The 22,346-nt window shown below is 47.1% G+C and carries 24 protein-coding genes; 16 read left to right on the top strand and 8 right to left on the bottom strand.

Annotated features, from left to right (window positions below; translation table 11 throughout):
* Window positions 1-224 precede the first annotated feature (224 nt).
* Both D0S45_11830 and D0S45_11825 read left to right on the top strand, forming a co-directional pair.
* The gene (locus tag D0S45_11830; GenBank protein TIH15351.1) at window positions 225-641 is read left to right on the top strand and encodes a nucleotidyltransferase domain-containing protein; all 417 of its coding nucleotides are present in this window, start codon (window positions 225-227) and stop codon (window positions 639-641) included.
* A 23-nt stretch (window positions 642-664) separates the two neighbouring features.
* Window positions 665-877: a DUF86 domain-containing protein gene (locus D0S45_11825; GenBank protein ID TIH15350.1), complete on the top strand. Its 213-nt coding sequence runs from the start codon at window positions 665-667 to the stop codon at window positions 875-877.
* Window positions 878-958: 81 nt separating this feature from the next.
* Here the strand turns inward: D0S45_11825 and D0S45_11820 are convergent, their stop codons facing one another.
* From D0S45_11820 to D0S45_11810, 3 genes are read right to left on the bottom strand one after another with little or no spacing between them, the layout of a single operon-like run.
* Complete coding sequence (locus D0S45_11820) at window positions 959-1,561, bottom strand: hypothetical protein (protein ID TIH15349.1); 603 nt, start codon at window positions 1,559-1,561, stop codon at window positions 959-961.
* A 31-nt stretch (window positions 1,562-1,592) separates the two neighbouring features.
* A complete protein-coding gene (locus D0S45_11815) occupies window positions 1,593-2,090 on the bottom strand; it encodes a cyclic nucleotide-binding domain-containing protein (protein TIH15348.1) in 498 nt (165 codons plus the stop codon).
* A gap of 2 nt (window positions 2,091-2,092) precedes the next feature.
* Window positions 2,093-4,588 carry an ATP-binding cassette domain-containing protein gene (locus tag D0S45_11810; GenBank protein ID TIH15347.1) on the bottom strand — a complete coding sequence of 832 codons (2,496 nt, stop codon included), beginning with the start codon at window positions 4,586-4,588 and terminating at the stop codon, window positions 2,093-2,095.
* A gap of 131 nt (window positions 4,589-4,719) precedes the next feature.
* Between D0S45_11810 and D0S45_11805 the strand changes: the two genes are divergently transcribed.
* The 4 genes from D0S45_11805 (at window position 4,720) to D0S45_11790 (ending at window position 7,500) form a co-directional block, all read left to right on the top strand.
* Complete coding sequence (locus tag D0S45_11805; GenBank protein TIH15346.1) at window positions 4,720-5,163, top strand: ATP-binding protein; 444 nt, start codon at window positions 4,720-4,722, stop codon at window positions 5,161-5,163.
* 107 nt (window positions 5,164-5,270) lie between these two features.
* Complete coding sequence (locus D0S45_11800; protein ID TIH15345.1) at window positions 5,271-5,609, top strand: anti-sigma factor antagonist; 339 nt, start codon at window positions 5,271-5,273, stop codon at window positions 5,607-5,609.
* Between the two features lie 155 nt (window positions 5,610-5,764).
* Window positions 5,765-7,102: an APC family permease gene (locus D0S45_11795; protein TIH15344.1), complete on the top strand. Its 1,338-nt coding sequence runs from the start codon at window positions 5,765-5,767 to the stop codon at window positions 7,100-7,102.
* A gap of 107 nt (window positions 7,103-7,209) precedes the next feature.
* A complete protein-coding gene (locus D0S45_11790; GenBank protein ID TIH15343.1) occupies window positions 7,210-7,500 on the top strand; it encodes a hypothetical protein in 291 nt (96 codons plus the stop codon).
* A gap of 165 nt (window positions 7,501-7,665) precedes the next feature.
* Here the strand turns inward: D0S45_11790 and D0S45_11785 are convergent, their stop codons facing one another.
* On the bottom strand, window positions 7,666-10,170 hold the full coding sequence (locus tag D0S45_11785; GenBank protein TIH15342.1) for a mechanosensitive ion channel protein MscS: 2,505 nt from the start codon (window positions 10,168-10,170) through the stop codon (window positions 7,666-7,668).
* Between the two features lie 276 nt (window positions 10,171-10,446).
* Between D0S45_11785 and aroL the strand changes: the two genes are divergently transcribed.
* Together aroL and D0S45_11775 are read left to right on the top strand one after the other, a co-directional pair.
* On the top strand, window positions 10,447-10,977 hold the full coding sequence (gene aroL / locus D0S45_11780) for a shikimate kinase AroL (protein ID TIH15341.1): 531 nt from the start codon (window positions 10,447-10,449) through the stop codon (window positions 10,975-10,977).
* Window position 10,978: 1 nt separating this feature from the next.
* Window positions 10,979-12,031 carry a chorismate synthase gene (locus D0S45_11775; GenBank protein ID TIH15340.1) on the top strand — a complete coding sequence of 351 codons (1,053 nt, stop codon included), beginning with the start codon at window positions 10,979-10,981 and terminating at the stop codon, window positions 12,029-12,031.
* A gap of 41 nt (window positions 12,032-12,072) precedes the next feature.
* On the opposite strand, the gene D0S45_11770 is transcribed toward D0S45_11775, so the two are convergent.
* Window positions 12,073-12,837, bottom strand: a complete 765-nt coding sequence (locus D0S45_11770; protein TIH15339.1) for a class I SAM-dependent methyltransferase — start codon at window positions 12,835-12,837, stop codon at window positions 12,073-12,075.
* Between the two features lie 211 nt (window positions 12,838-13,048).
* The gene (locus tag D0S45_11765) at window positions 13,049-13,972 is read right to left on the bottom strand and encodes a radical SAM protein (protein ID TIH15338.1); all 924 of its coding nucleotides are present in this window, start codon (window positions 13,970-13,972) and stop codon (window positions 13,049-13,051) included.
* Between the two features lie 111 nt (window positions 13,973-14,083).
* On the opposite strand from D0S45_11765, the gene D0S45_11760 reads away from it, so the two are divergent.
* Together D0S45_11760 and D0S45_11755 are read left to right on the top strand one after the other, a co-directional pair.
* Entirely contained in the window at window positions 14,084-14,377 is a 294-nt protein-coding gene (locus D0S45_11760) for an MTH1187 family thiamine-binding protein (GenBank protein ID TIH15337.1), read from the top strand.
* A 23-nt stretch (window positions 14,378-14,400) separates the two neighbouring features.
* The gene (locus D0S45_11755; GenBank protein ID TIH15336.1) at window positions 14,401-14,895 is read left to right on the top strand and encodes a hypothetical protein; all 495 of its coding nucleotides are present in this window, start codon (window positions 14,401-14,403) and stop codon (window positions 14,893-14,895) included.
* A gap of 1 nt (window position 14,896) precedes the next feature.
* Here the strand turns inward: D0S45_11755 and D0S45_11750 are convergent, their stop codons facing one another.
* Both D0S45_11750 and D0S45_11745 read right to left on the bottom strand, forming a co-directional pair.
* On the bottom strand, window positions 14,897-15,643 hold the full coding sequence (locus D0S45_11750) for a UPF0280 family protein (GenBank protein ID TIH15335.1): 747 nt from the start codon (window positions 15,641-15,643) through the stop codon (window positions 14,897-14,899).
* 140 nt (window positions 15,644-15,783) lie between these two features.
* On the bottom strand, window positions 15,784-16,434 hold the full coding sequence (locus D0S45_11745; protein ID TIH15334.1) for a lactate utilization protein: 651 nt from the start codon (window positions 16,432-16,434) through the stop codon (window positions 15,784-15,786).
* 372 nt (window positions 16,435-16,806) lie between these two features.
* On the opposite strand from D0S45_11745, the gene D0S45_11740 reads away from it, so the two are divergent.
* From D0S45_11740 to mnmE, 6 genes are all read left to right on the top strand, one after another.
* The gene (locus D0S45_11740) at window positions 16,807-16,941 is read left to right on the top strand and encodes a 50S ribosomal protein L34 (protein TIH15333.1); all 135 of its coding nucleotides are present in this window, start codon (window positions 16,807-16,809) and stop codon (window positions 16,939-16,941) included.
* Window positions 16,929-17,303, top strand: a complete 375-nt coding sequence (gene rnpA / locus D0S45_11735; GenBank protein TIH15332.1) for a ribonuclease P protein component — start codon at window positions 16,929-16,931, stop codon at window positions 17,301-17,303. The genes D0S45_11740 and rnpA overlap by 13 nt, the downstream gene beginning before the upstream one ends.
* Window positions 17,303-17,566 (top strand): membrane protein insertion efficiency factor YidD, encoded by a 264-nt coding sequence (gene yidD / locus D0S45_11730; GenBank protein ID TIH15331.1) that lies wholly within the window; start codon window positions 17,303-17,305, stop codon window positions 17,564-17,566. Before rnpA ends, yidD begins: the two co-directional genes overlap by 1 nt.
* Window positions 17,567-17,596: 30 nt before the next feature.
* A complete protein-coding gene (locus D0S45_11725; GenBank protein TIH15330.1) occupies window positions 17,597-19,210 on the top strand; it encodes a membrane protein insertase YidC in 1,614 nt (537 codons plus the stop codon).
* 52 nt (window positions 19,211-19,262) lie between these two features.
* Window positions 19,263-20,870, top strand: a complete 1,608-nt coding sequence (locus tag D0S45_11720) for a KH domain-containing protein (protein ID TIH15329.1) — start codon at window positions 19,263-19,265, stop codon at window positions 20,868-20,870.
* Between the two features lie 90 nt (window positions 20,871-20,960).
* Window positions 20,961-22,346, top strand: a complete 1,386-nt coding sequence (gene mnmE / locus D0S45_11715; GenBank protein TIH15328.1) for a tRNA uridine-5-carboxymethylaminomethyl(34) synthesis GTPase MnmE — start codon at window positions 20,961-20,963, stop codon at window positions 22,344-22,346.

Below are 22,346 nucleotides of genomic sequence, written 5' to 3'. Positions count from 1 at the left end.
CCTACGAAAAAACGTTGCCCGAGAAATGCTTCCACAAACCTGCCAACTGATGATATTGTCATTTTAGCCATGTCAGCCTCCTGCTAGTTTCACTTTTACTGGTATACTACCAGATTAAACAGGGGAGTGCTGACATGGTATTTCTTGTGTGTTATACCGTGGAAGAAATTCTGGGATATTTAATTCTGGAAAATCAGAGTGCTGGCTGATATGTTAGGATTATTATGAGTATGGATAAGAAACTAAAGGCTAAAATTACCAGTTTGTTGAGCAAACAAGAAGACCTGAAGGTTGGAATTGTGTTCGGCTCAACAGTATCCGGTTCCATCCGGTCTGACAGCGATATTGATATAGCAGTGCTGGGGACAGCTCCTCTTTCCATTCAGAGAAAGATGAAGCTCCGCACTCTTTTAAGCATAGAGCTAGGCCGTGAAGTTGATTTTATTGATTTAGTGACTTGTCATGGTCTGCTTCTTCAACAAATATTGACAACTGGCGAAGCCTTGTTTGGACAAAGTTCTATCCTTCTGGCGCAAACCGCAAATCGTATGCTTGTAGAGCAGGCTGACTATGAGCCTTTACGGAATCGTCTGGTGCTTTCTAACTTGAAGAGAGGGTTCCGTGGATCGAAAAGTTATTGAAACTAAGCTAGTCTCCTTCATCAATGGCCGAAAGCTTTATTTATCTTGCTCAAGAAGGGATATTGGATAAAGGTTTGGCTGATAGGTTGGCGCGAAGTGTTGGGCTGCGTAATGTTGCAGTGCATGAATATATGAATTTGGATTGGGAGATAGTTCACGCGGTGAGTGTAAAGCATCTAGATGATTTTGCGCGCTTTGGTGATGCTGTTTTGGATTGGCTCGATTCGAATCAATAATAAATTTCTAATCTCATTGAAATCAAAAAAGCCTCCCCGCAACGCGGAGAGGCTTTCATTTTGCAAGTATCTAAGCTCAACCTAGTAAGGCAGGAACCACTTCATGCCTTCCATTTTGGCGGGAATAGGCTTGTCCTTTACTGGTGGGTGCTTAATGTCCCAGCACTCCATTTCTTGCTCAATCCATGATGGACGGGAAAGCCTGATAGAGTTGCCTCTGGTAATGGAGTCATCTTCACCGCTGAAGTGTTGCAGAATAAGGCTAACATTGCCGTCCGCATCACCAAGTGACCATTTCCAGACCTTGAGAGTGCCAAAAGGGTTGCCGCGCCAGTCATTAGGTTTGCCGAAACGTTTCTCTATTTTGCCGTAAAGCTCGTTAAAGAAAGCCATGCTGCCGTCTTGGTATTTGAGCTTCATGCGCAGAATAATGTCTTTACGTTTGCAATTACCCACAACAACATATCCGCCTTTGTAGCCCTCCATATCTTTCAAACCAATACGTCTGATGTATTCTTCCTGCCAGGGAGATGTCTCGGAGTTCATCTCAAGGAAGGAACGTACAGTTGAGACATTGTTTCCAATGGTAATGCCAGCTACGGATTCCGGCGCATTCTGCGCTGCCAGAGCACTGGATGCTCCCAGCAGGCAAAGTAACAACATTAAAGATATAGTTTTTTTCATATAATCATTCCTGTCTGGCCAGTGGCCATATCTAAATGAGGGTAAGCCCTATTCCGGCAGTACAACCGGAACATCCCGAGTTATAATTTGCAATGAATCTTTCTTCCCAATTGCTTATCATGTCAACTGTGGCCTTCAAGAATTTATTGCTGATTACTGGGTACTGTTCCTGAGCTTTCTTGAATTTTTCACTGGTCAGGCGAATGCATACGCAATCGGAAGTAGCCTTGAGTGTGAATAGGCGTTTGGAATCCCCGATGAGTGAAAGCGCACCGACAAAATCTCCATCCTTGAAGGTTTGGATTTTTGTGGGCCCGTCATCAAGATATGCTTCCATGGACCCGCTCATGATATAGTATGCGGACTGATCAAGGTCTCCGCAGGCAAAGACTTCGTCACCGGCGGAGAATTTTTCACGAACGCAGAGGTAAGCAATCAATTTCTGCGCTTCAAGGTCAAGCCCTGAGAAATAAGGGATTTCCCTCATAACTTCCAGATGTTCCTGATATTCGCTTGTTTCTGCTGCCATGACTAATGTGCTCCGTGTACGAGTTCGTAAAGAAGTCCCTTTTTGGCCATTAGCTCATCATAGGGACCGACTTCCATTAACTTACCAGCCTTCATGACTGCCACTTTATCGTAGTTTTTAATGGTATCCAGTCTGTGGATTACCGAGATAAGCGTTGCTTTGCCTTTCCATTTGGTTTCAAGCAGTCCCTGAATTCTGTTCTGGGATCTGTTGTCCAGTGCGGAAGTTGCTTCATCCATAATCATGATGGGCGGATTTTTGAGGAAGGTTCGGGCGATTGCAAGTTTCTGACGCTGTCCGCCGGAAAGCTTGTCACCCTTGGTGCCTACCTGGAAGTCCATACCCAGTTCAACTACAGTTTCAAGGAGATCTTCCTCAATGAGTAACTGAATCATGGACTGGTTGATGGCATCCTGAACCTTGGGATGATCGGTCTTCGGTTTACCGAAAAGAATGTTGTCCAGAATTGTCTGAGAGGGGATGAAATCGGTCATCTGGTAGAAGCTGAAAGCTTCTGGTCTGTCTTCAGAAATTCTGGAATTGAACATCATCCGCCCGTCAAGGATTAAGCCTTTCAATACAGCGGGGAGGGCAACAATTTTATGAACGCCGGGAATAAATCCCAAGGCGAGTTGTAAGAGCATCTCACGGTCTTTGCCTTTAAGTTCCAGAAGAGGAGTGTCTTCAATACGGGCTGTGAGTTGCTTGTATTCATCAAATTCCTCTGAAGGAATAGGACTTTGTTCAAAGAAGACTTCATCCGGGGGTAAGTTACCCAGAATATCAACTGTCTGCTTTGCAAGCTCTCGTCCTAGGCTTAAAAGTGGTGTTTCCAGCTGTGCTTCCTTGAGGAAACTTTGGAAGTAATCGTTGCTGCCGAGTTCTCTGCCGGAGAAACTTTTATCATTTGCATGTCCGAAAAGGATGTTTCCGGCCACACAAGTGAAGTCCAGATATTTACCATCTTTGTAGAATTCCACATGTTCGGCGAGTCTGTCACCGAAGTCGGAGTGGAAATTCTTACGCACCCTGACCAGACGTTCGGAAAGTTCCGTTTCCTTTTCAGGGTCGAGCAAAGTATTTAGTCCGAACCTGAGTACGTCAACAAAGATACCGGCCTGCTGCACCGCTTCAATCATATTATCGCGGCTGGGCATTTTTTTCTCGGCTTCAGGGTCACCTTCAAGAACCGCTGCGCAGGAGTATAGCAGGTTGGCTTTGATGGTGCCGGAGAAAATAAATGGAGCCTGAGCCACAATACCCATGTTGTGGACCATATCGGCTTTGGTCAGGTCTCCGACTTCATAGCCGTCGATCTTTACCGATCCTCCCGTATATTTATATAGTTGGGATACGCATTGAGCCAGCGTACTTTTACCACTGCCGGAAAATCCCACAAGAGCCATTTGCTCTCCGGGTTTGAGCTGCATATTGATCTGTTTAAGCAACTTGATGTTTCCGGAAACAGTAAAACCGAGGTTTTGGACTTCAATATTACCTTTGAGTTTTACAGGCACACGTCCTTCAGGCTCAAGCTTAAACTCAGGCTTGGTATCAAAGTATTCCATAACTCTGCTGTAGCGGACACCGGCATCGTTGTGGACCTGATAGAAGTCCATGAGTTCCTTCCACGGATCATAAATTTTTTCATAAGCGGAAAGGAATGCAACCAGAGCACCAAGGTCGAAACGGCCTTGAATAGCAAGGTAACCACCGACAATAAAGAGCAGGAAGGGTCCCAGATTCTGGAAAAAGTTGTTCAGGACTTTGATGCCCTGCTTGTAAAGAATCCAGGTAATTCTGATCTTGAAAAGACGGTCTACAAAAGCCCCGTATCTACGGTTTTCAATGCGGTACGAACCGTTACCGTGAATTTCGTGGATACCGGAAATGGTTTCGTTGATATGGCTGCTAAGGTTTCGGGTGGTATCAACCCTTTGTTTGTTAGCTTTGTTTGATTTTTTTTGAAGTTTGGGAACTAGATAAATCACTAAGGGGTATAGTGCGATAGAAATTCCGGCCATAATCGGGTTAAGAACAAACATATATCCGGCAAAGGCAATAAGGGTCAGCAAATTGGTGACAGGCACTGCCACAGACTGGCCTACATATTCCCCGGCCGGGGCCAGCTCGGTCACCAGCGAAGAGACGACCATGCCCGGGTTGGCTTTTCTGAAATAACCCAGCGGTAGGGTCAGGATGTGCGCATACAATTCCTTACGCATTTTCGCCAGTGCTTCCTGCCCGATATAAGTTTGCAGAACTGTAATCAGGTATTTGAGAAGGCTGGCGGATACAACAGACGCGATGTAGAAGCCGCAGTACATGAAGAGAAGGTCAACCTTGCGCATACTGATGGCCTGGTTGATAATTCTCTTCTGCATTTCCAGAGGAACCAGTCTGACTGCTACTGTGAAAAAGATGACAACAAGTAATATGAGCTGCAATTTCATATTACTGTTTTTCACCCAGTAGGTTAGCGGACGCTTGGTGATCATTAACTACTCCTGTTTAGCAATATATCTAACAAAAATTTATTACCTTTTTGTTGACGCAGCGACAAGGGTTTTCTAACTTATATGCAGTAATCGAATTATCAGTCCCACCCGAGAAAATTGAGGATAAGGTTTTGGTAAATAATTTGGAGACGCAGGCAGAAGGCGGTGTCACATCTTCCTTTTCATTGAGTTCAGATATTTCTGAACTCAAGGTTCTTGCTGAAAAAATTGAAACTTTCGGCAGTGAAAACGGTATTTCCGACAAGGCAGTGTTTGAGCTCAATCTTGTTCTTGATGAGCTTTTTACCAATCTTGTCAGTTATGGATGCCAGTCCGACATGCATAGGTTTGACCTTGTCATGGAACTTCAGGCTGGAATCCTTACCATCTGGATTGAAGATAATGGTAAGGAATTCAATCCCCTTGACGCTCCTGAGCCGGACGTGCAGTGCAATTGCGAAGAACGTAAGGTCGGTGGGCTGGGAATCCATTTCATGCGTAAAATGATGGATCGTATTGAATATACTTGGGACGATGGCAGGAATAAATTGACGTTGACCAAAAACGTTCAATAGTTTTATTTTACGATGAGATAAACAGTCCGCTGGGCGGATTTTTATATTTAAAGTGATATGCGGTAATGTCGAGCACCAGACGGCTAAATGGGAAAACGGAGGAAAAGATGGGTCTTGAAGTTGGTGAGATTAAAAACGATGGGGTTATTACCTTTAAGCTTAAAGGGCGTCTTGATTCTAATACATCCAATGACTTTGAAGAAAGGTTGCTGAATATGATTCAGGACGGTGAAAGCAAGATTATTCTGGATTTTGAAAATCTTGAATATATTTCCAGTGCTGGCCTCCGGGTCCTACTCAAAGCAGCCAGAGAGCTCAAGGGCGGGGACGGCAAGCTCATGCTTTGTTCCCTCAAGGATTATATCAGGGAAGTTTTTGATCTTTCCGGTTTTGTTTCCTTTCTGCCCATCTACGATTCCATGGATGAATGTCTGGGCGCTTTCTAGACATTTTGAATCAATCGGGCCATATTAGGTCTTGTTCTATGTTTTTACTGCTTCCTGTCTGCTATTATGCGGACAGGAAGTTTGTTTTTTGAAACAACGGTCATTTATTGCTATAATAGACAACTTGCTTTTCTACATACACCGGAGGGTATAAAATGAGCGGTATATTCACATCTCTTGCCGTAATGATGTCTCCAAGAGGACTGGAGGCCGCCGGACACGGTGCCGGGCTGGGTGGGGCTGTTTTTCTGGGGATTCTGGTTCTGGCTGCACTTTCATCTATCTGTACTGCGCGCAGTATGGATAAACTCTCGTCCGGAGAATTGCGGGCCACCCCTGTTGATCGTGTTGCATTTGGATTTTTAGATGCGGCCCGTTTTTTTACCCTAACCGTACTGGCTGTTTCGTGGCTGGGTATTGCCGGATATGCCGTTAATGAAATTTTTATCTCCTCATTTCCTAATCTTGCAGCCTCATTTATTATTCTCGGTCTTGCTGTTTGGTCCTGCTTTCTATCAAAGAAATATGCGGGGGACCTTTTCGGAGGAACATTAACTCTGGCTTTTGTTTTCTTCATTTATGTGGCGGTGATGGTTAACCAGCCCGTGTCCGGGGGGATGGGGTATCCCACCGAACTGCCGGAATTATTTTCTCCGTTGCTGCCCGCTGTAATTACCGAAGTCGGGCCTGTGGGCTGGCTGCATTTGATCTTTTTGGGCGTATTCGCTTTTGTGGGCTTTGATCTGCCGCTGGTGTTTGAAAACAAATGGTCAAGAGCTGTTCCTGCTGTTTTTATGATCTTTGTTGCATTCGGGCTTTTCGTTTGGGCCGCATTGCTGGTTAAGACTCCCGAGGAATTGCTAAATTCCACAGTCCCTCATCTTGCGGTAGCAGGACAGATTCTTGAAGGTAACGGACGTCTGCTCATGGGCGGAACAATTGTTTTCGCTACCTTCGCAGCTATATGTGCCTTGTTTCGTCTGTTCGGGCATAAGGTGCGTGGAGTTCTTGCTGAAGATTACTCCCGCTATGCAACCGGGGGCGCGGCTGTTTTTATTGGTGCGATCATCGCTATCATGTTGGTCAACGGCTGGGCTGGAAAGGATGAGCTGGAATCCCTTATTGCCGCAGGTCTTTGTTTTTGGTTCGGTTCTTACGCGCTGATCGATTTGCTGGGTATCATTGCCATGCGTCGCGCCGGGCGTTTTTATCTACCCAGATTTCTAACACTGGGACTGCACCTTGTCGCTGCTGCCGTATGTTGCCTGGATATCGAATTTCTCAACTATTTTCTTTATGCCGTCGGCTGTCTTGCTGTGGCCGGGATAGTTCTTGGTTTTACCATGAAGGAATACTGCGATTATCCCCCGTTGGAAGAAGTTGAGTCCGAGGATGAAATAGATCCCGAATCTGAAGAAAGTGAAGAAGTTCAGAGCAATCCGGTTCAGGATGATTCAGAAGACGAAGAACTGAATATTGTCAGTTATAAATAGGCTGGCTTTTACCCGTTTTTACTTGTCCTAGGATTATGATTTGATATTATAAAAGTGAACTCCAAAGTTCACTTTATGTAAAAACATACAAATCATTGGAGGTAACAATGGGTAACCGTTTAATATTGCTTCTACTTGCTTCGGTACTTGCCGTATTGGTAAGTTTTATAGTCTTTCCACATTCGGCTGAAGCTGAAGATGTCACCCGTGTTTCCGGGGAATATCTGGAGCGCAAGCTTGGCTCGGAAGGGCTGGTAATCATCGACTCCCGCAGCGGTTCAGACTGGCGCGGCAGTGAGTCCAAGATCAAGGGCGCAATCCGTGGTAAGGCCGGTAAGGAAAAGGAATGGGCCGCAGGTCTGCCCAAGGATGCTGAGATTATCGTCTACTGTGCGTGACCCAGCGAATATACAAGCTCCCGTGTGGGGCGGAAGTTAAAGAAGATGGGTTTTACGAATGTGAGCGCGCTTCTGGGCGGCTGGCATCAGTGGTACAGGTTCGGTTATCCGGTTGAACCAAAGTAAAATGATAAAAGGGGGATTGCCTAGGCAATCCCCCTTTTTCTATTCCGGTCTATCCATTTCAATCTTATTCAAAAAGCGATGCTTGCGCAGGGCCGCTGATCTGAAGGTCTTGCTGACAAGCTTACGTTTTTCTTTGAGGTTTTCTCGCTGAGCCGCAATCTGGGCGGCTTCATCACCTTTGGGTTTGTACTTGGTCTTGACTCCGCGGAAGGCGACCTTGATTTTCTTACCTTGGAATTTTTGGTCCAGCTCATCCATGATATCCGATTCCGTGGGGAATTTATTCTCAAAGTGGCTGACCCAGAAGTTCATTTCAAAATCCAATCCTAATAATCCAAAACGTTTGAATAAAAGATTAGGGGCAGGCTCTTTGAGCACATTGGGATGTTTTTTGATTACTTTCAGCATTATTTTTTTGGCCTTTTTGACCTTTGAACCGGGAACAAGGGTGATGGGGATGGTCACCCTGATGCGGGTATCCTGATAGTTGAGATTGATGATTTCCCCTTTCAGGAAACTGGAGTTGGGGATGATGACCATGCTGTTGTCTAGGGCCTTAATGGTCGTGTTTCGGATGGAAACATCGGCCACTGTGCCGATTATCTTTTTATGTTGCAGGGTGTCCCCTTTTTTAATTGATCCGCCGAAAAGGATGATAAGTCCGCTGACAAAATTGCTGACAATATCTTTCATACCGAAACCGATACCGATGGAAAGGCCGCTGGCAATCCAAGTCAGTGCGGACATGGGTATGCCCAGCAGGAAGAATGAAGCAAGCAGGAAAACCACCCAGACAATGTACGACCCGATGGTGGAAAGGGTATGGGCTAATGCTGATTCAATGCGTTGCCCGTTAATTGAAGTATTGCTGACAAAGGATTTCAGCCAGAAAAGGGCCAGTCGTGCGGCAAAGAAAAGAATCAGGATGTAAAAAAGATTCTTTACCGAGATATCCGCCCCGGCAATATTCATGTCCATGTGCCGGAACACAAAGCGGGCAAAGGGAATACCGCCCATATATGCCGTTGCCCAGCCGATAAACATGAAGATTATGACCGACACTGAAAGCGGATAAAAAAGTTGGACCATCTGGTTATGGTGCTGTGCTTCGCGCAGTCCCTGTTCAAATTTCTTCTGCTCGTCCTCATCAAGATCTTGATCATCGGGCAGTTGGTATTCCGGTTGGGGCAGGTCGGTGATCATAATTGTTTTCAGGGCCGCGCAGATTTTCATGGTTACCAGAAATAGGAACCATATCTGGGTCAGCATCATGGCCTGTGTGCCAAAGCCCAGCAGGGTGAAAAATGCTGAACTGGCAAGGATTACTTTGTTCGCTTTGGATGTGGAGCGGGTTATTTGCAGGGTGTATCTGTTGCGGTTGAAGTGCAGGGCCGCCAGACCCGCGATGCTGAGTGCGAACCAGACAATTGACAGACACTCCGCTGGCAGGGTCAGCATGTGCATGATATCTCCGGCAGTCATCAGGCTCCAGAGAATGAACATGGGAGTATAGATAAGCGGAGCAGGCTGAACTTTTTCCCGCACCCAGAGGAAATTTCGGGTGCAGATGATTGCACCAAGGGTAATAGCCTCGGTCCAGAGCAGCCCGGTAATCTGATTGGCGGTGAATAGGGTGAAAACACGGGCGAACAGAATTGCCGTCCCCAGAGAAATTAGGAATAATCCTCTATTATAAAATGAAAGCTGATGGTTACTGAACATGGGCCTGCGCAGCATCTTTTTGACTAACGCGCGCAGGATCAGCCACAAAAGGATAGTTACGGCACTCATGATCAGCAGGAAATCATTCCATTCAACCCAGACAATAAGGGGATGGTAAAATTTAGTGTAGCTTTCCCGCCATTCTTCAAAGGAGTAGCTGATATCTTTCCAAGCCTGCGGAAAAAACAAGATCAGATTGGGCTCAAAATAAAAACTTTTCAGGGTCTGGGCATAAAATTTGTGGGTGACCTTATGGTCTTCAGCCAGAGATTCCACAAGTTTATCTGATTTTAGGAGTGCCGCATCAATGGTTCGCTTCAGAGTTGCTGCTTCTTTGCGGACACGTAAATACTTGCCTTTGGTTTCTATTAATTTATGCTTAAGTTGCTGATCGGTAATTTTAGTCTTGAAATGAATTTCATTTATGACATCGAAGCCCTGCTTGATTTTTTTTAGCCTGTTTTTTTCAATTAGCAGGTCGGATTTTGCCAGTTGGACATAAGACCTTACATCATCCAGCTGCATGATGACCGTGCGGTAGGACCATGGAGTCTGTTTCGCCATTCCGCGGAGCATTTTCAATTGATCAAGTCGTACCTGTGCTTTATGCAGTCGGGCGTCATACTTCTCGATCATGCTAGGAATATGTTTGTTTAGGTCTTTTACTGCCAGATCCTGTCGTTCAATATCGGCATCAAGGGTTCCGACCATATTGATCAGTGTTTCAGTTGCGGTTTCCGCCTGAGCGTCGGAGACTGCCGAAAAGGTGAGTAGTAGAATTGACAGAATTAAAATCAGCCTTTTGGGTGCACTTCTGGGCATCATTATCTCCAAGGCTTGACAAGCCCGCTATTTTTCCGGTTAATTATCTGCATCCGCTGACTGCTTTTTCAGTTCGCTTCCTCACAGTCCTGCCTGTGACCTTACTATTCATGAAAATTTTCCGGTATTGGCCGGATCGTGTCCGGTAGAAAATTCTATTCGCAAACGCATACTTTGCAGTCGGTAATTTTTATTATTCAATGTACATTGCTGTTTGTACTAAATGTACCTGACAATTAAAACATATTTTACAGCTGATTATCAACCGGGAGAACTATGGTATCCAATATTTATCTGATCGGTCCTAGAGCCTGTGGTAAAACCACTGTTGGAAAACAACTTGCCGATAAGCTGCATCTTGAATTTTACGACAGTGACGAAGTCCTCGTGCGAAAAGCGGGCTGTGAAGTAGCTGAATATGTGGAGAAAAATGGTTGGGAAGGCTTCCGTGATCTGGAAGCAGAAGTTCTACGCGGACTGGCGCAAAAGAATGGTGCGGTTATCTCATGTGGAGGCGGAATCGTGGTCCGTGAGGAGAACAGGGCCGTGCTCAGTAGGAATTTTACAGTATATATTAAGACGGACGTGCAGACTCTCGCCAACCGTTTGCAGGCTGATCCAAAACACGATCAGCGTCCGTCGCTTACCGGAAAGTCCATTGTTGATGAAATCCGGGAAGTGCTTGAAGCACGGGAAGAATTGTATTCCGGTTGCGCCAGCCTTGTTGCGGACGGTGCGGGAACCATCAATGACGTCAACTATCAGATTTTAGAAAGCTACAATTCCATCAGCGAAGAGGAGAAATAATATGAGCGGCAATACATTCGGTCAGATTTTTAAGGTTACCACCTACGGTGAATCTCACGGTCCCGGACTGGGTGGGGTTATTGACGGTTGTCCGGCGGGGATTGAACTCAGTGAAGAAATTATCCAACTGGAACTGGACCGCCGCAAACCCGGTCAAGGCATTGCCTCCACTGCCCGTAAAGAGGCTGACCAGGTCAAGATTCTTTCCGGGGTCTTTGAAGGGCGTACCACTGGAACTTCCATTGGCTTTCACATTGAGAACACTGACCAGCGTTCCCATGATTATTCTAAAATAATGAATGTGTATCGGCCCGGACATGCCGACCGGACCTTTGATGCCAAGTACGGCTTTCGCGATTATCGCGGAGGCGGGCGTTCCTCCGGTCGCGAGACAGTTTCCCGCGTTGCCGGTGGTGCTGTAGCACAGGAGCTTTTGCGTCAGCAGGGCATAACCTGTCAGGCTTACACCGTGCGTATCGGTGGAATTGATGGGAAAGTTAAAAACCCGGAAAAAGCTTACGAAATGCCTTTTTTCGCTGCCGACACTGATATTGTTTCCAGCTGGGAAGAGCGGATCAAGGAAGTTCGTTCAGAGGGCGATACTCTTGGCGGAGTTGTTGAGGTGCGTCTCAAGGGCGTGCCTGCCGGACTTGGTGAACCTGTTTTTGATAAGATCGATGCCCGCCTTGCTTACGCGCTCATGTCTGTAGGCGCGGTAAAGGGCGTTGAAATCGGTTCCGGATGCAAAGCTGCCGATGCTCTTGGCAGTGAGAATAATGATTTCATGGATGCAGACGGCTTTTGCAGCAATAATGCTGGCGGTATTCTAGGCGGAATTTCCAGCGGGCAGGATATTGTGGTCCGCGTATATGTGAAGCCTATTCCGTCCATCAGCAAGCCGCAGCAGACGGTTAACCGTGACGGTAAGCCGGAAGAGATCATAATCGGCGGCAGGCACGATATCTGCGCCATCCCGCGCATTGTGCCGGTGCTCAAGTCCATGGCTATGCTTACAGTGGCAGATTTTATTTTATTGCAACGAAGAATGGCCTAAAAGCAAATGGGGTGGACGCTTAAGCATCCACCCCTTTCTTTTTATTTCTTGGCGATTATATAGCCGAAGCTGGTCCAGCGTCCATTGTCTACAGCAAGGGTTTTCGGATCATCGTCCGGGTCCTTTTTACAGAATGGATCATGCTTGGCGAATTCCATCCACCAGTCCCATGCATCAGGTGCATAGCCGTACTCGATGATTTCAAATCCGGCCTGTTTAACGTCAGCAACAGTACTGTCGACAGTCCTGAAGCATTCCTTCCATGGGAATTCCGGTTGTGAAACATAAGGTTCCAAGTCTTCGGGTAACGGCACATCAAGGTGCATTGGTTCTCCCAGTGCGAAAATGCCGTCCGGCCTGAGTATTCGGTGAATTTCCTGAAGGCACTCAATATAGCCTTCTTCGCCGCTGATTCCCCGTACCATCTCCAACGCTGTCGTTGAGCTGGCAAAGTCGAATGATTCAGAAGCGAGATGAGTATCCGGTACCCCGATTTTTTGGGTTAAAACCAGATTTTCCACACCCCATTCATGAGCATTGGATCGGGCATGTTCCACCATGGGCCGCCCGTCCATACGGTCGTCCCAAGGATCAATGCCGAACACGGAGACTCCGTATTCCTTGGCAAGAAAACAGGCCTGAATTCCTCGGTTGCACCCTACATCCAGTAGCCGTGCGCCGTTCCAGATGTCCATCTTCTGGGCCATGAAGTCACTGAGTTTCAATCCTCCGGGACCGCTGCATTGGGCGTAGATGGTGTCCAGGTCGGTATACTTTGATGATTTTGAGTAATTAATATGCGTCATTGGATGACTCCTTTTGTTTTAAATATATGGAAAGGGCATGTGCATGCCCGGACCGCAATAAACCCCGGAGTCCTCCGCCTGCCGCGGAAACAACCCGTCAGCAGACGGATTACATTACTATTCTATTTTTCATAAAATCCCCGTTAAATGTTTACTGGTTCAGGCTGAATAAGTGATTCGGCCTGATCTTATTTACAAAATATTTTCAAATCTAGCCAGTACAGGTCTTACAGATTTTAAGGTTACTGAAATCCCCGGCCTGATATTGGCGGATCAGGGAAATGAAATGATCCGAGTTCCAGATTTCCTCAAGGGTATTCTTGTAGAGGTTGCCGAGAACCACGGTCCTGCGCCAGTCGTGACAACATATAATTACATCCCCGTTGTAAAGCACGTAGGCCTGTTTGAGGAAGAGATCACAGTCGCGTTTGAGCTTAGGCTTGGTGGTGCTCAATCCGCTGATGTCGTCTCCGGCACGGTTATCAAGCTGATGGATCTTAAAGGTTACATCACGTTTGGCCCAGTGTTTTTTGGCGTATTCCAACTCATCGTGAACAATGGTGGTATCAAGGGTTGTGATGGAAACCTTGGGGCGCTTGGCACCTTTCTTTTCTTTGATGTCGAGAAATTTGTCGATATTATCAAGGATGTTGAATTTTTTGATGCCCATGGATTCGGTGTAAGTCTCAGCAGAATATCCCTGCACGGAAACCCAGAGGTGGCGCAAACCGGATTCAATGAGCCTTTCACTCATCTCTTCAGTGAGCAGGGCACCGTTGGTGTTGATCTTGGTGCGGGTGAAAGGGCGTTTGTTTTTTTCAATGTAGGCGATACGCTCCGGCATTTTCTTGTCCATGAGCGGTTCATTCATTAAATAAGGGCTAATCCGGCCAATAAAATGTTTGCTGGTTTCATCGATGATTTTTTTGAAAAGATCATCTTCCATATGGCCTTGAGGCTGTGTACTATGAGTGTGTTTCCAGCCGCAGAACAAACACATGGCATTGCAATAGCTTGTGGTTTGAATCTGGATGGCGCGCGGAAAAGAGGGACGGGGACGTTTTTTGTCCTTCATCCAAGTAATCAGCTGTTGAAATTTGCCTTCGTTTTCCGCAGGCATATAATATTCACCCATGTGAGTTTACTCCTTGTAAAACTTATGTGGGGTAATTTAAGTGTCGGTATTCGGGAGGCCGAACTTATAATGAGTTGACAAGCAGTGTCAACGTGTATGGAGAATCAGATAATGAGTGTTCTTGTTGAATTGACTATATTCCCTACTGACAAAGGCGAAAGCGTCAGTCCTTACGTGGCGAGAGTTGTTAAAATTATCCGTGAGTGCGGATTGCCCTGTCAGTTAGGCCCTATGGGAACCTGTATTGAAGGGGAATGGGATGAAGTAATGTCCGTAGTTACAAAATGTTATCAAGCTCTTGAAACTGATTGCGAGCGCATATATATGTTGATGAAAGCCGACTGCCGCAAAGGCGCGGTGGACAGGCTGCACGGTAAGGTGAAGTCCGTAGAATCGAAACTTTAAACGGGGTTGGTTTGGAGAATTTGATGAAAATTTTAAAGCCCGCTAATGGCGCATGTTTATTGCTCTTGTTGATATTTGCAGTATCCGGTTGTGCTCATCTGGGTGTTTCGCATCTTCAGCGGCAGTCGTGGAAGCTGGAAACCCTGCGCACCATGCAAATGGAGTTCATGAAATTCGACTACGAAATCGTGCCGCGTAAGGATAGTTTCGGTTTGCGCGGAACAGCTTACGTTAAGAAGAACAGCGTGCCCATGTGGGCTGGGTGGATTGGTGAACTTTGGATTCAGGGGTACCTGAGTGATATGGATGGCGAGGTCTTGGCGCAGGGGTTACAAGTCTTTTCCCCGGAGAAGCTGGAGGAAGGAAAGGGCATTCCTTTTGATTTTGAACTAAAGCCCGATCATCTTGATTCCGGGCCGCTTTATATCTCATTCGGTTATCGCATGTCTCTCTACAAAAGCCGCGAGGACAACAATGGCCCTCCGTTCATGGCTATTGAACGAGCTGTCTCGCAGTAGTCTACAGCGCTATCAATTCCAGATCGCCCCATGCTCCTATTTTTGAATCATATTGTACGAAAACACCATCAAGCCCGTGTTCTGCCAGAGCGCGGGCTTTTTCTATAACCAGTGGCACATCGGCAGGTGATTTAAGTAGGTTGGCGAGGGATGTGGCTGCTGTATCGGCAAGGCGGGCGTCTTTAGCGCGTACGGTGACCAGATCACCGTTTCCAAGGCTGAGTGAATGCCCAATAGTGCCGGAAGATGAGCAGATGGAAAGGGGGAAATCATCGGCTTCTACTGTTAGTCCGATCTTTGCTCCCGAATCAGGTTCGGATAGCAGTCCTATTTTTCTTGGATTGGTCGAATGCATGTAAATATCCCCGCCGTTTTCAGCTATTACATTGGGGGAAAAAGGCAGTAATTGATCGGCTACAAATTGGGCAACCGCTCCGGCTACCGCCGCCATGGGGCCTACTCCGCAGGCTCGTGCGCTATCCGCCATGGCCTTGATCACTGGATGCACATCCTCGGGCACTGCAACAGGAATAAGGCTTGTGGCGAAATCGGGATTGAGAACGAAATGGGCATTCAATATGCCACGAATTTCATGAACGGCATTAAGTGCCTGCTCACTCAAATCCTTTTCAGCGACAATAAATAAATCCGTCTGCTCAACAACGACTTGAAATGAAATCTCGTTTCCAGATAGGGCAATGCTCTCACGATAGCCACGGGTATGATCTGTGTGAATTTTTTTACTCAAGGTATGAATCCAATATCGGCAGGATAATTCTACGCGCTAGCGGCGAAGCCTATTAAAAGTTTTGGGGAAGGGGGAGTCCAGAGGGGGAAACCCTTTTTACAAAAAGGGTTTCCCCCTCTGGTCGCCGAAGGCATCAAAATTTAGAAGCCTAAATCTTCATTGATAAAGACTATGTGAATACGTCCTGCGGGTGAGGATTTTTCGGTAATTCCCCACACATTACAGATACGATCCTTGGAATTACAGTCCTGACATTTGCCGGTAACTGCGCAGGGAGTCTTGCGTTTAAGACGCATGGCATTAACCGGGGCGGCGTATTCTTTAACGCGGCTGATAGCGGCGTCGAGATCAGGACAGAGCTTGTTACGACCAACGAGAACAACTACGTTGCGGGGTCCGAAAGCCATGGCAGCAACGCGGTTGCCTGTGCCGTCCAGATTGACAAGTTCACCTTCTTCAGTGAAGGCGTTTGCGCTGGTGATGAACAGATCAGTCAAAAGAGCCTGTCTGCGGCGTTCAATTTTTTCAGCCATGGGTGGATTGACGTCGTAGGTGTCAATAACTTTAACTTTTTGAAGTTTTATAATTTTGTCATGAAGACCGGAATCAACCACGGTCATGGAACCGCCGAAGCTGATGGATTTGGGTTTGAGTTTGGGGATGATCTTATCCAGAACCAGAGAGGACGCTGCCTTCTGGCTTTTAACTACGTAGGTTTCATAACCGTTATCTTCAAAAACTTCTTTTATTTCACCAAGTTTAATGTCCCAGAATGTCTGCACGGGTTTCATTGGTCTCTCCTTGAAATTGTTCTAGCCTGTAGGTTTGGGCCGTTAAAAAAGTTGCCGCTTGAAAATATATGAAAAAAGCGGTGAAAAAAAAATACGCACGTGATAACTCTTTTTAAACACGTTGAAAGAAATCCACGTCATCATTATGTATGAATTCACTTTGACAGTACGCCCGCATCGGGGTATGCGGACTTGTTTTCGTTTTGAAGCAGCATAGATTATTCAGAGTGAGATTAAAAGCACTTAGCTGCACGGTCACATTGAAAACATTTCTTGACGATATCTGAAGTAGGGGATATATGTTCCCGTTCCTCGTAGCCGGAATTTGGTATCCGGCTTTATAACGTTATTAATTTTTGGAGAAATAGGACAATGAAAAGAACTTACCAGCCTAGTAAATGCAGAAGAAAAAGAACCCACGGTTTTCTCGTTCGCTCCCGCAGCAAAAACGGTCGTGCAGTTATTGCAAGACGTCGTGCAAAGGGTCGTAAAAGATTAGCCGTTTAAGTTGGAAAAAGGAGCACAAGCTCCTTAGTAAGCCTGAATTTGAACTCTGCTATGAGCAGGGAAAGAAGCTCTTCACAAGGAGTTTTATACTCTTTGTGCTGTGTCATGGTAGCGGCCCCAGCGGGGTCCGTTTGGGCCTTACCGTGAGCAGAAAGAAGGGACCTGCTGTAGTCAGGAACCGGATTAAAAGGGTTTTGCGAAGTTTCTTCAGGCTGAATCAGGAAAATTTTCAGGTGCGTGCGGATATCATTATTGTGCCCAAACGTGCACTGAACGGCAGGGCTATAAATTATGCTCTTGTCGAAAAAGAACTTCTCCCTATGATCGGAAAGATAAATAATTTTTCCACTGGTGGAGAGTAATGAGAAATCAGGGAATGCGGACTCTGTTTCTTTACCCGATACGCTTTTATCAGAAGTTTATATCCCCGTTATTTCCGGGGTGTTGCCGCTTCCATCCAACCTGCTCGCAATACGCCATAGAGGCTATATCCCTTCATGGAGTGCTGAAAGGGGGGATGTACGTTTTGTGGCGTCTGATGCGTTGTAATCCGCTATGCAAGGGCGGATTCGATCCCGTTCCCGCCCAAGAAAAAATACCACCGCGCAGTCCCGGTTTGATTTAAAGGGACAAATTTTAGTGAGAAAAAAAAGACATGGATAATAAACGCGTTATTTTGGCTGTAGCCCTTTCGTTTGCAGTTCTTCTCGGTTGGCAATTTATTTTTCCGCCGCAGCAGCCCGCGCCTGCCCAGCAGGAGCAAACCGCTCAACCAAATCAGGCCGTTGATTCCAATGTCGCCGGTCCTGTATCAAATCAATTGCCTGATCCCGCTTCCACAAGCGCCATTGTTTCCGCCAAGGGAACAAAACTTACCGTTGAAACTCCCCTTTATTCTGCAGTGATCAATTCACAGGGCGGTCTTCTTGAAAGTTTTAAGCTTAAAAAATTCAAGGAAACCATTGATGCCAACTCCCCTGATGTGGATATGGTCGGCATGAATGCCCTGAATAAAGCCCCCATGGGCCTTATTCTCAACGGCATTGCCACCTGGGCCAATGGAGTCTGGGGTTACGAGGGCGGAAATATCCATCTTGATGGTGACAAACTCGGTACAATTATTTTTCGCGGCGATGTGGAAGGATTCAGAATTGAGCGCAGACTCACTTTTCACGCAGATAACTACCTCATTGATGAAGACGTAAGGATTATTAATAAATCCAATCCCAGCGGCATGGGACGTATCGCTTTCACCACTGCCACTAAGAGCCTTACCGCTGCTGATGACAATTACAATCCGACCAGAATTGCATGGTACAATGCTGAAGGTCTGGTTGAGGAAAATGATCGTGATGAACTCAGCGAAACAGGTGTCAGTGAAACCGGCAATCTCAGCTGGGCTGCGATTAATTCAAACTATTTCATTCTCGCTCTTGTTCCGGGTGCCGATTCCGTTACCATGAAGGGTAAGTTGCAGGATGATATTTTCCGTATTGCCGCCGAACAGAATGTTTCTTTTGACAAAGATATTGAGCGTAAACTGGCCTGTTCCTACTACTTCGGGCCTATGGATGCACCGTTGATGGCGAAGGTGCCCGGTAATCTCGATAAAGCTATTGACTTCGGTTGGTTCGACATCATCGCCAAGCCTCTGGTTGTGGCTCTTGAATGGTTCAACCAGTATGTTCACAACTACGGTATTTCAATTATTCTGCTGACTATTGTCATCAAGATTCTTTTCTGGCCACTGTCCCACAAGAGTTACAAATCCATGGAGCAGATGAAGCGTCTGCAGCCCATGATGGCTAAACTTCGTGAGAAGCATGGCGATGACAGGGAAGCTCTGAACAAAGAGATGATGCAGCTTTACAAGACATATAATGTCAACCCCGCAGGCGGTTGTCTGCCCATGCTGCTGCAAATTCCGGTTTTCTTTGGACTGTACAAGGCGTTGATGGGAACAGTTGCACTCAGGCATGCTGATTTCGTCCATTTCCTGCCTTTTACTGATATTGTCTGGCTGGCCGACCTTTCGGCAAAAGACCCGCTTTACATCACTCCTATCGTGATGGGTGCTACCATGTTCCTGCAGCAGAAGATGACGCCTTCAGCGGGCGACCCGACCCAGCAGAAAATCATGATGTTTCTGCCCCTCGTGTTCACTTTTATGTTCCTCAACTTCCCCTCCGGGCTGGTTGTATACTGGATGGTGAACAACGTACTTTCAATTGCACAGCAGTGGATGATGATGCGCAACGTTAAGAATTAGAGCGTAACAAGCTGATCGGATTTAATGGAGTGAAGAACAATCAGGAGATAGAATGAGCGAATTCATGGAATTCCAGGGGAAGAATTTAGACGAGGCGATTAATACTGCCTGTGATCATTTTAGTCTGAATCGCGACAAACTTGAGATAGAGATCCTTAGTGGAGGTTCTACCGGCGTTTTTGGTCTGGTAGGAAAGAAAAATGCAAAGGTTAAAGCTCGCCCCAGAGGCGGGGATAACCGTAATACGCTGAACGATGATTCCAGAAGAGGAAGAGGTCGTCAGCCAAGAAGGGAGCAGCCCGAAAGAAGACAGTCCGAGCCTAGACAGGCTGACCGTCGCCGGGAAGAACAGGCTCCGGTTGCTAAAGAAGAAAATATTCCAGCTCCGCGCACCGAGCCTGAAGTTCCTGCCATTAAGCCCGAGGCTGATGTGGCTGTGAAAGAAGAAGGTGAAGTTGCTGTTAAACCTGAGAGCGAAGTTGCTGTCAGGGATGAAGCTCCCGCTCCGGCAGTTGTTGAAAGTTCTGAAGAACAGCAGGCTGAATCTGGCGACGTACAGCGTGAAGAACAGCGTGAGCGTCGTGAAGAACGTCGCGAGCCGCGCAGCATCATGGAAGGTGATCCTGAAGATATCGCTGCCGCTGTCCGTGAAGCTCTTGAAACGATGATTGAACCCATCATTCAGGGTAAGCCCAAACTTGAAATCGAAGTGGGCGAAGATCGCGTTAATGTTCTGGTGGATGATGAAGAAAATTCCGGCCTGATTATCGGCCGTGAGGGACAGACTTTGTCTTCCCTCCAATACCTCTGTAACCGTATGGTCTCCAAGAAATTGCAGACTTCGGTGCGTGTTCAGATTGACACTGGCGACTACCGTGAGCGTCAGGATGAGAAACTCCGTCAGCTGGCTTGGCATCTTGCCGATAAAGCCATGCACACCGGACGTGTTCAGTCCACTAAGCCGCTCAGTTCTTACCATCGCAGGGTCGTGCACATGGCTTTGCAGGAAGATAAGCACGTCAATACCCGCAGCAAAGGTGAAGGCCCCATGAAACGGGTTCTGATTCTGCCTCGTCGCAGTCGTAGCACTGGAGGTGGCGGAAGAAGTAACGACGGTTATAATTCTCGCGGCAATGATCGTTACAATTCACGCGGAAGTAATCGCTATAATTCTCGCAATGATCGCAACGATCGTAGTGGTGGGCGCAGTGATCGTACCGAGCGTCCTGAACGTAGTGACCGCAGGGATCGTACTGAGCGTCCCGAACGTAGTGATCACAGATCTCGTACCGAGCGTCCTGAACGTAGTGACCGCAGGGATCGTACCGAGCGTCCCGAACGTAGAGAGCGTAATGATAATTACGGAGGACGCGGACGCAACGATAATTATCGTGGTCGCAATCCCCGTAATGACAATTACAACAACAGGAACCGTGACGAAAACTTCGGTAATCGCGAAGAATTTAACCGTCCGGCACCTTTTGATGATAATTACGGCAATCGTTACAACAAAGACGATAACTACGGGAACCGTCAGTCCCGTTACAATAATACTCGCCGTAACGACCGCACTAATGATCGCAATGCTGATCGTAACAAAGACGGCAATAAAGACGGTAACAGCGCTAATTACAACAGTGATCGCTACAACCGTTACTAGTTGTCAGTTCACGATCGCTGAATAACGATTTTGAAAACCCCGTGGACTCTGGTCTGCGGGGTTTATCCTTTCTTTTAGGGAGATATTGATATGTCCATAACTTCCACCGGTACCATTGCCGCTATAGCGACCCCTCCGGGGGACGGCGGGGTCGGAATCATCAGGATCAGTGGAGAAAAGGCCCAATTAATTGCCAAGGATATTTTTCGTCCGGCAAAGCATTCCTTTTCTGGTTTCAAACCCTACACCATGCATTACGGAACCGTCATAGATGCTGAATCCGTCGAGATAGATGATGTCTTGGCTGTTTTCATGCCCGGTCCCAATTCCTACACCGGGGAAGATACTATTGAGCTTAACTGCCATGGCGGTAGGGCTATTCTCAGTGCTGTACTCGGTGAAGTGCTCTCTAAAGGGGCTCGACTGGCTAACGCCGGTGAATTTACCCTACGTGCTTTCCTGAATGGGCGTATGGACCTTACTCAGGCCGAGGCTGTAGCGGAGATGATTCATGCTCCCTCGCGTGGAGCTGCCCAGCTTGCCAAGGTGAAATTGTCCGGTGTGCTCGGTGAACGTATCAGCGGATTACGCGCGCGGCTGGAAGAGCTTCGCGCGCAGCTTTGTGTGGCTGTGGATTTCCCCGAAGATGAATTAGAGTGTCTGCCTCTTGAACAGATGCAGTCCGAGGTGGGAGATGCAGCAAAGAATATTTCTGAAATTCTTTCCGGCGTAGAACGGACCAAGGCTTGGCGTGAAGGCGGTCTTGCGGTTCTTTCCGGTAAAGTTAATGCTGGTAAGTCCAGCCTGCTTAACGCGCTATTGGGACGTAACCGGGCAATTGTTACCGATATTCCCGGAACTACCCGTGATTTTATCGAGGAAACCCTGAATCTCGAAGGTTTGCAGGTCCGCGTAGTCGATACCGCAGGGCTGCGTGAAACCAGTGACGCTGTTGAAATGGCCGGGGTGGACATGGGGCGCGATCTGGCTTCTCAGGCTGATCTGGTTCTACTGATTATCGATGGTTCCAAGCCGTTTGCTCTTGCTGATTTAGATCCGCAGTTTGCAGATAAGACCGGGGATTGCCTTGCGGTAATCAATAAATCCGATCTTGATCAGTCCGATCCTTCGCCTGCTGCTATTATGCGTGATGCTGGATATGAGGTTGTTGAAATTTCTGCCAAAAAGGGTCAGGGTATTGAGCGGCTGGCAGTCCTGATTCGTGAGCATATTCTCAAAGGAGCAGGTGAGCCTGATCCCGATGAGCTGGTTCCAAACTCCCGTCAGGCTGCTACCTTGAAAAAGGCTCATCTTGAGCTGGACGAGCTTCTTGGTGATATAGCAATGCAGGTGCCTTACGATCTGCTCGGTGTTCGTCTTGAGTCTGCTTGCAGTGCCCTTTCCGAGATAACCGGGGAGATTACGCCGCAGGAAGTGTTGAATTCAATTTTCGAAAATTTTTGCGTTGGAAAATAA

The sequence above is a fragment of the Marinifilum sp. JC120 genome (assembly GCA_004923195.1).
GTDB lineage: Bacteria > Desulfobacterota > Desulfovibrionia > Desulfovibrionales > Desulfovibrionaceae > Maridesulfovibrio.
This window is presented reverse-complemented; position numbering and strand designations above follow the sequence as displayed.

Bases quoted from the DNA above. Each gene is read 5' to 3' on its own strand.
- D0S45_11830 (TIH15351.1), top strand. From the start codon at position 225: ATGAGTATGGATAAGAAACTAAAGGCTAAAATTACCAGTTTGTTGAGC.
- D0S45_11825 (TIH15350.1), top strand. From the start codon at position 665: ATGGCCGAAAGCTTTATTTATCTTGCTCAAGAAGGGATATTGGATAAA.
- D0S45_11820 (TIH15349.1), bottom strand. From the start codon at position 1,561: ATGAAAAAAACTATATCTTTAATGTTGTTACTTTGCCTGCTGGGAGCA.
- D0S45_11815 (TIH15348.1), bottom strand. From the start codon at position 2,090: ATGGCAGCAGAAACAAGCGAATATCAGGAACATCTGGAAGTTATGAGG.
- D0S45_11810 (TIH15347.1), bottom strand. From the start codon at position 4,588: ATGATCACCAAGCGTCCGCTAACCTACTGGGTGAAAAACAGTAATATG.
- D0S45_11800 (TIH15345.1), top strand. From the start codon at position 5,271: ATGGGTCTTGAAGTTGGTGAGATTAAAAACGATGGGGTTATTACCTTT.
- D0S45_11795 (TIH15344.1), top strand. From the start codon at position 5,765: ATGAGCGGTATATTCACATCTCTTGCCGTAATGATGTCTCCAAGAGGA.
- D0S45_11790 (TIH15343.1), top strand. From the start codon at position 7,210: ATGGGTAACCGTTTAATATTGCTTCTACTTGCTTCGGTACTTGCCGTA.
- D0S45_11785 (TIH15342.1), bottom strand. From the start codon at position 10,170: ATGCCCAGAAGTGCACCCAAAAGGCTGATTTTAATTCTGTCAATTCTA.
- aroL (TIH15341.1), top strand. From the start codon at position 10,447: ATGGTATCCAATATTTATCTGATCGGTCCTAGAGCCTGTGGTAAAACC.
- D0S45_11775 (TIH15340.1), top strand. From the start codon at position 10,979: ATGAGCGGCAATACATTCGGTCAGATTTTTAAGGTTACCACCTACGGT.
- D0S45_11770 (TIH15339.1), bottom strand. From the start codon at position 12,837: ATGACGCATATTAATTACTCAAAATCATCAAAGTATACCGACCTGGAC.
- D0S45_11765 (TIH15338.1), bottom strand. From the start codon at position 13,972: ATGGGTGAATATTATATGCCTGCGGAAAACGAAGGCAAATTTCAACAG.
- D0S45_11760 (TIH15337.1), top strand. From the start codon at position 14,084: ATGAGTGTTCTTGTTGAATTGACTATATTCCCTACTGACAAAGGCGAA.
- D0S45_11755 (TIH15336.1), top strand. From the start codon at position 14,401: ATGAAAATTTTAAAGCCCGCTAATGGCGCATGTTTATTGCTCTTGTTG.
- D0S45_11745 (TIH15334.1), bottom strand. From the start codon at position 16,434: ATGAAACCCGTGCAGACATTCTGGGACATTAAACTTGGTGAAATAAAA.
- D0S45_11740 (TIH15333.1), top strand. From the start codon at position 16,807: ATGAAAAGAACTTACCAGCCTAGTAAATGCAGAAGAAAAAGAACCCAC.
- yidD (TIH15331.1), top strand. From the start codon at position 17,303: ATGAGAAATCAGGGAATGCGGACTCTGTTTCTTTACCCGATACGCTTT.
- D0S45_11725 (TIH15330.1), top strand. From the start codon at position 17,597: ATGGATAATAAACGCGTTATTTTGGCTGTAGCCCTTTCGTTTGCAGTT.
- D0S45_11720 (TIH15329.1), top strand. From the start codon at position 19,263: ATGAGCGAATTCATGGAATTCCAGGGGAAGAATTTAGACGAGGCGATT.
- mnmE (TIH15328.1), top strand. From the start codon at position 20,961: ATGTCCATAACTTCCACCGGTACCATTGCCGCTATAGCGACCCCTCCG.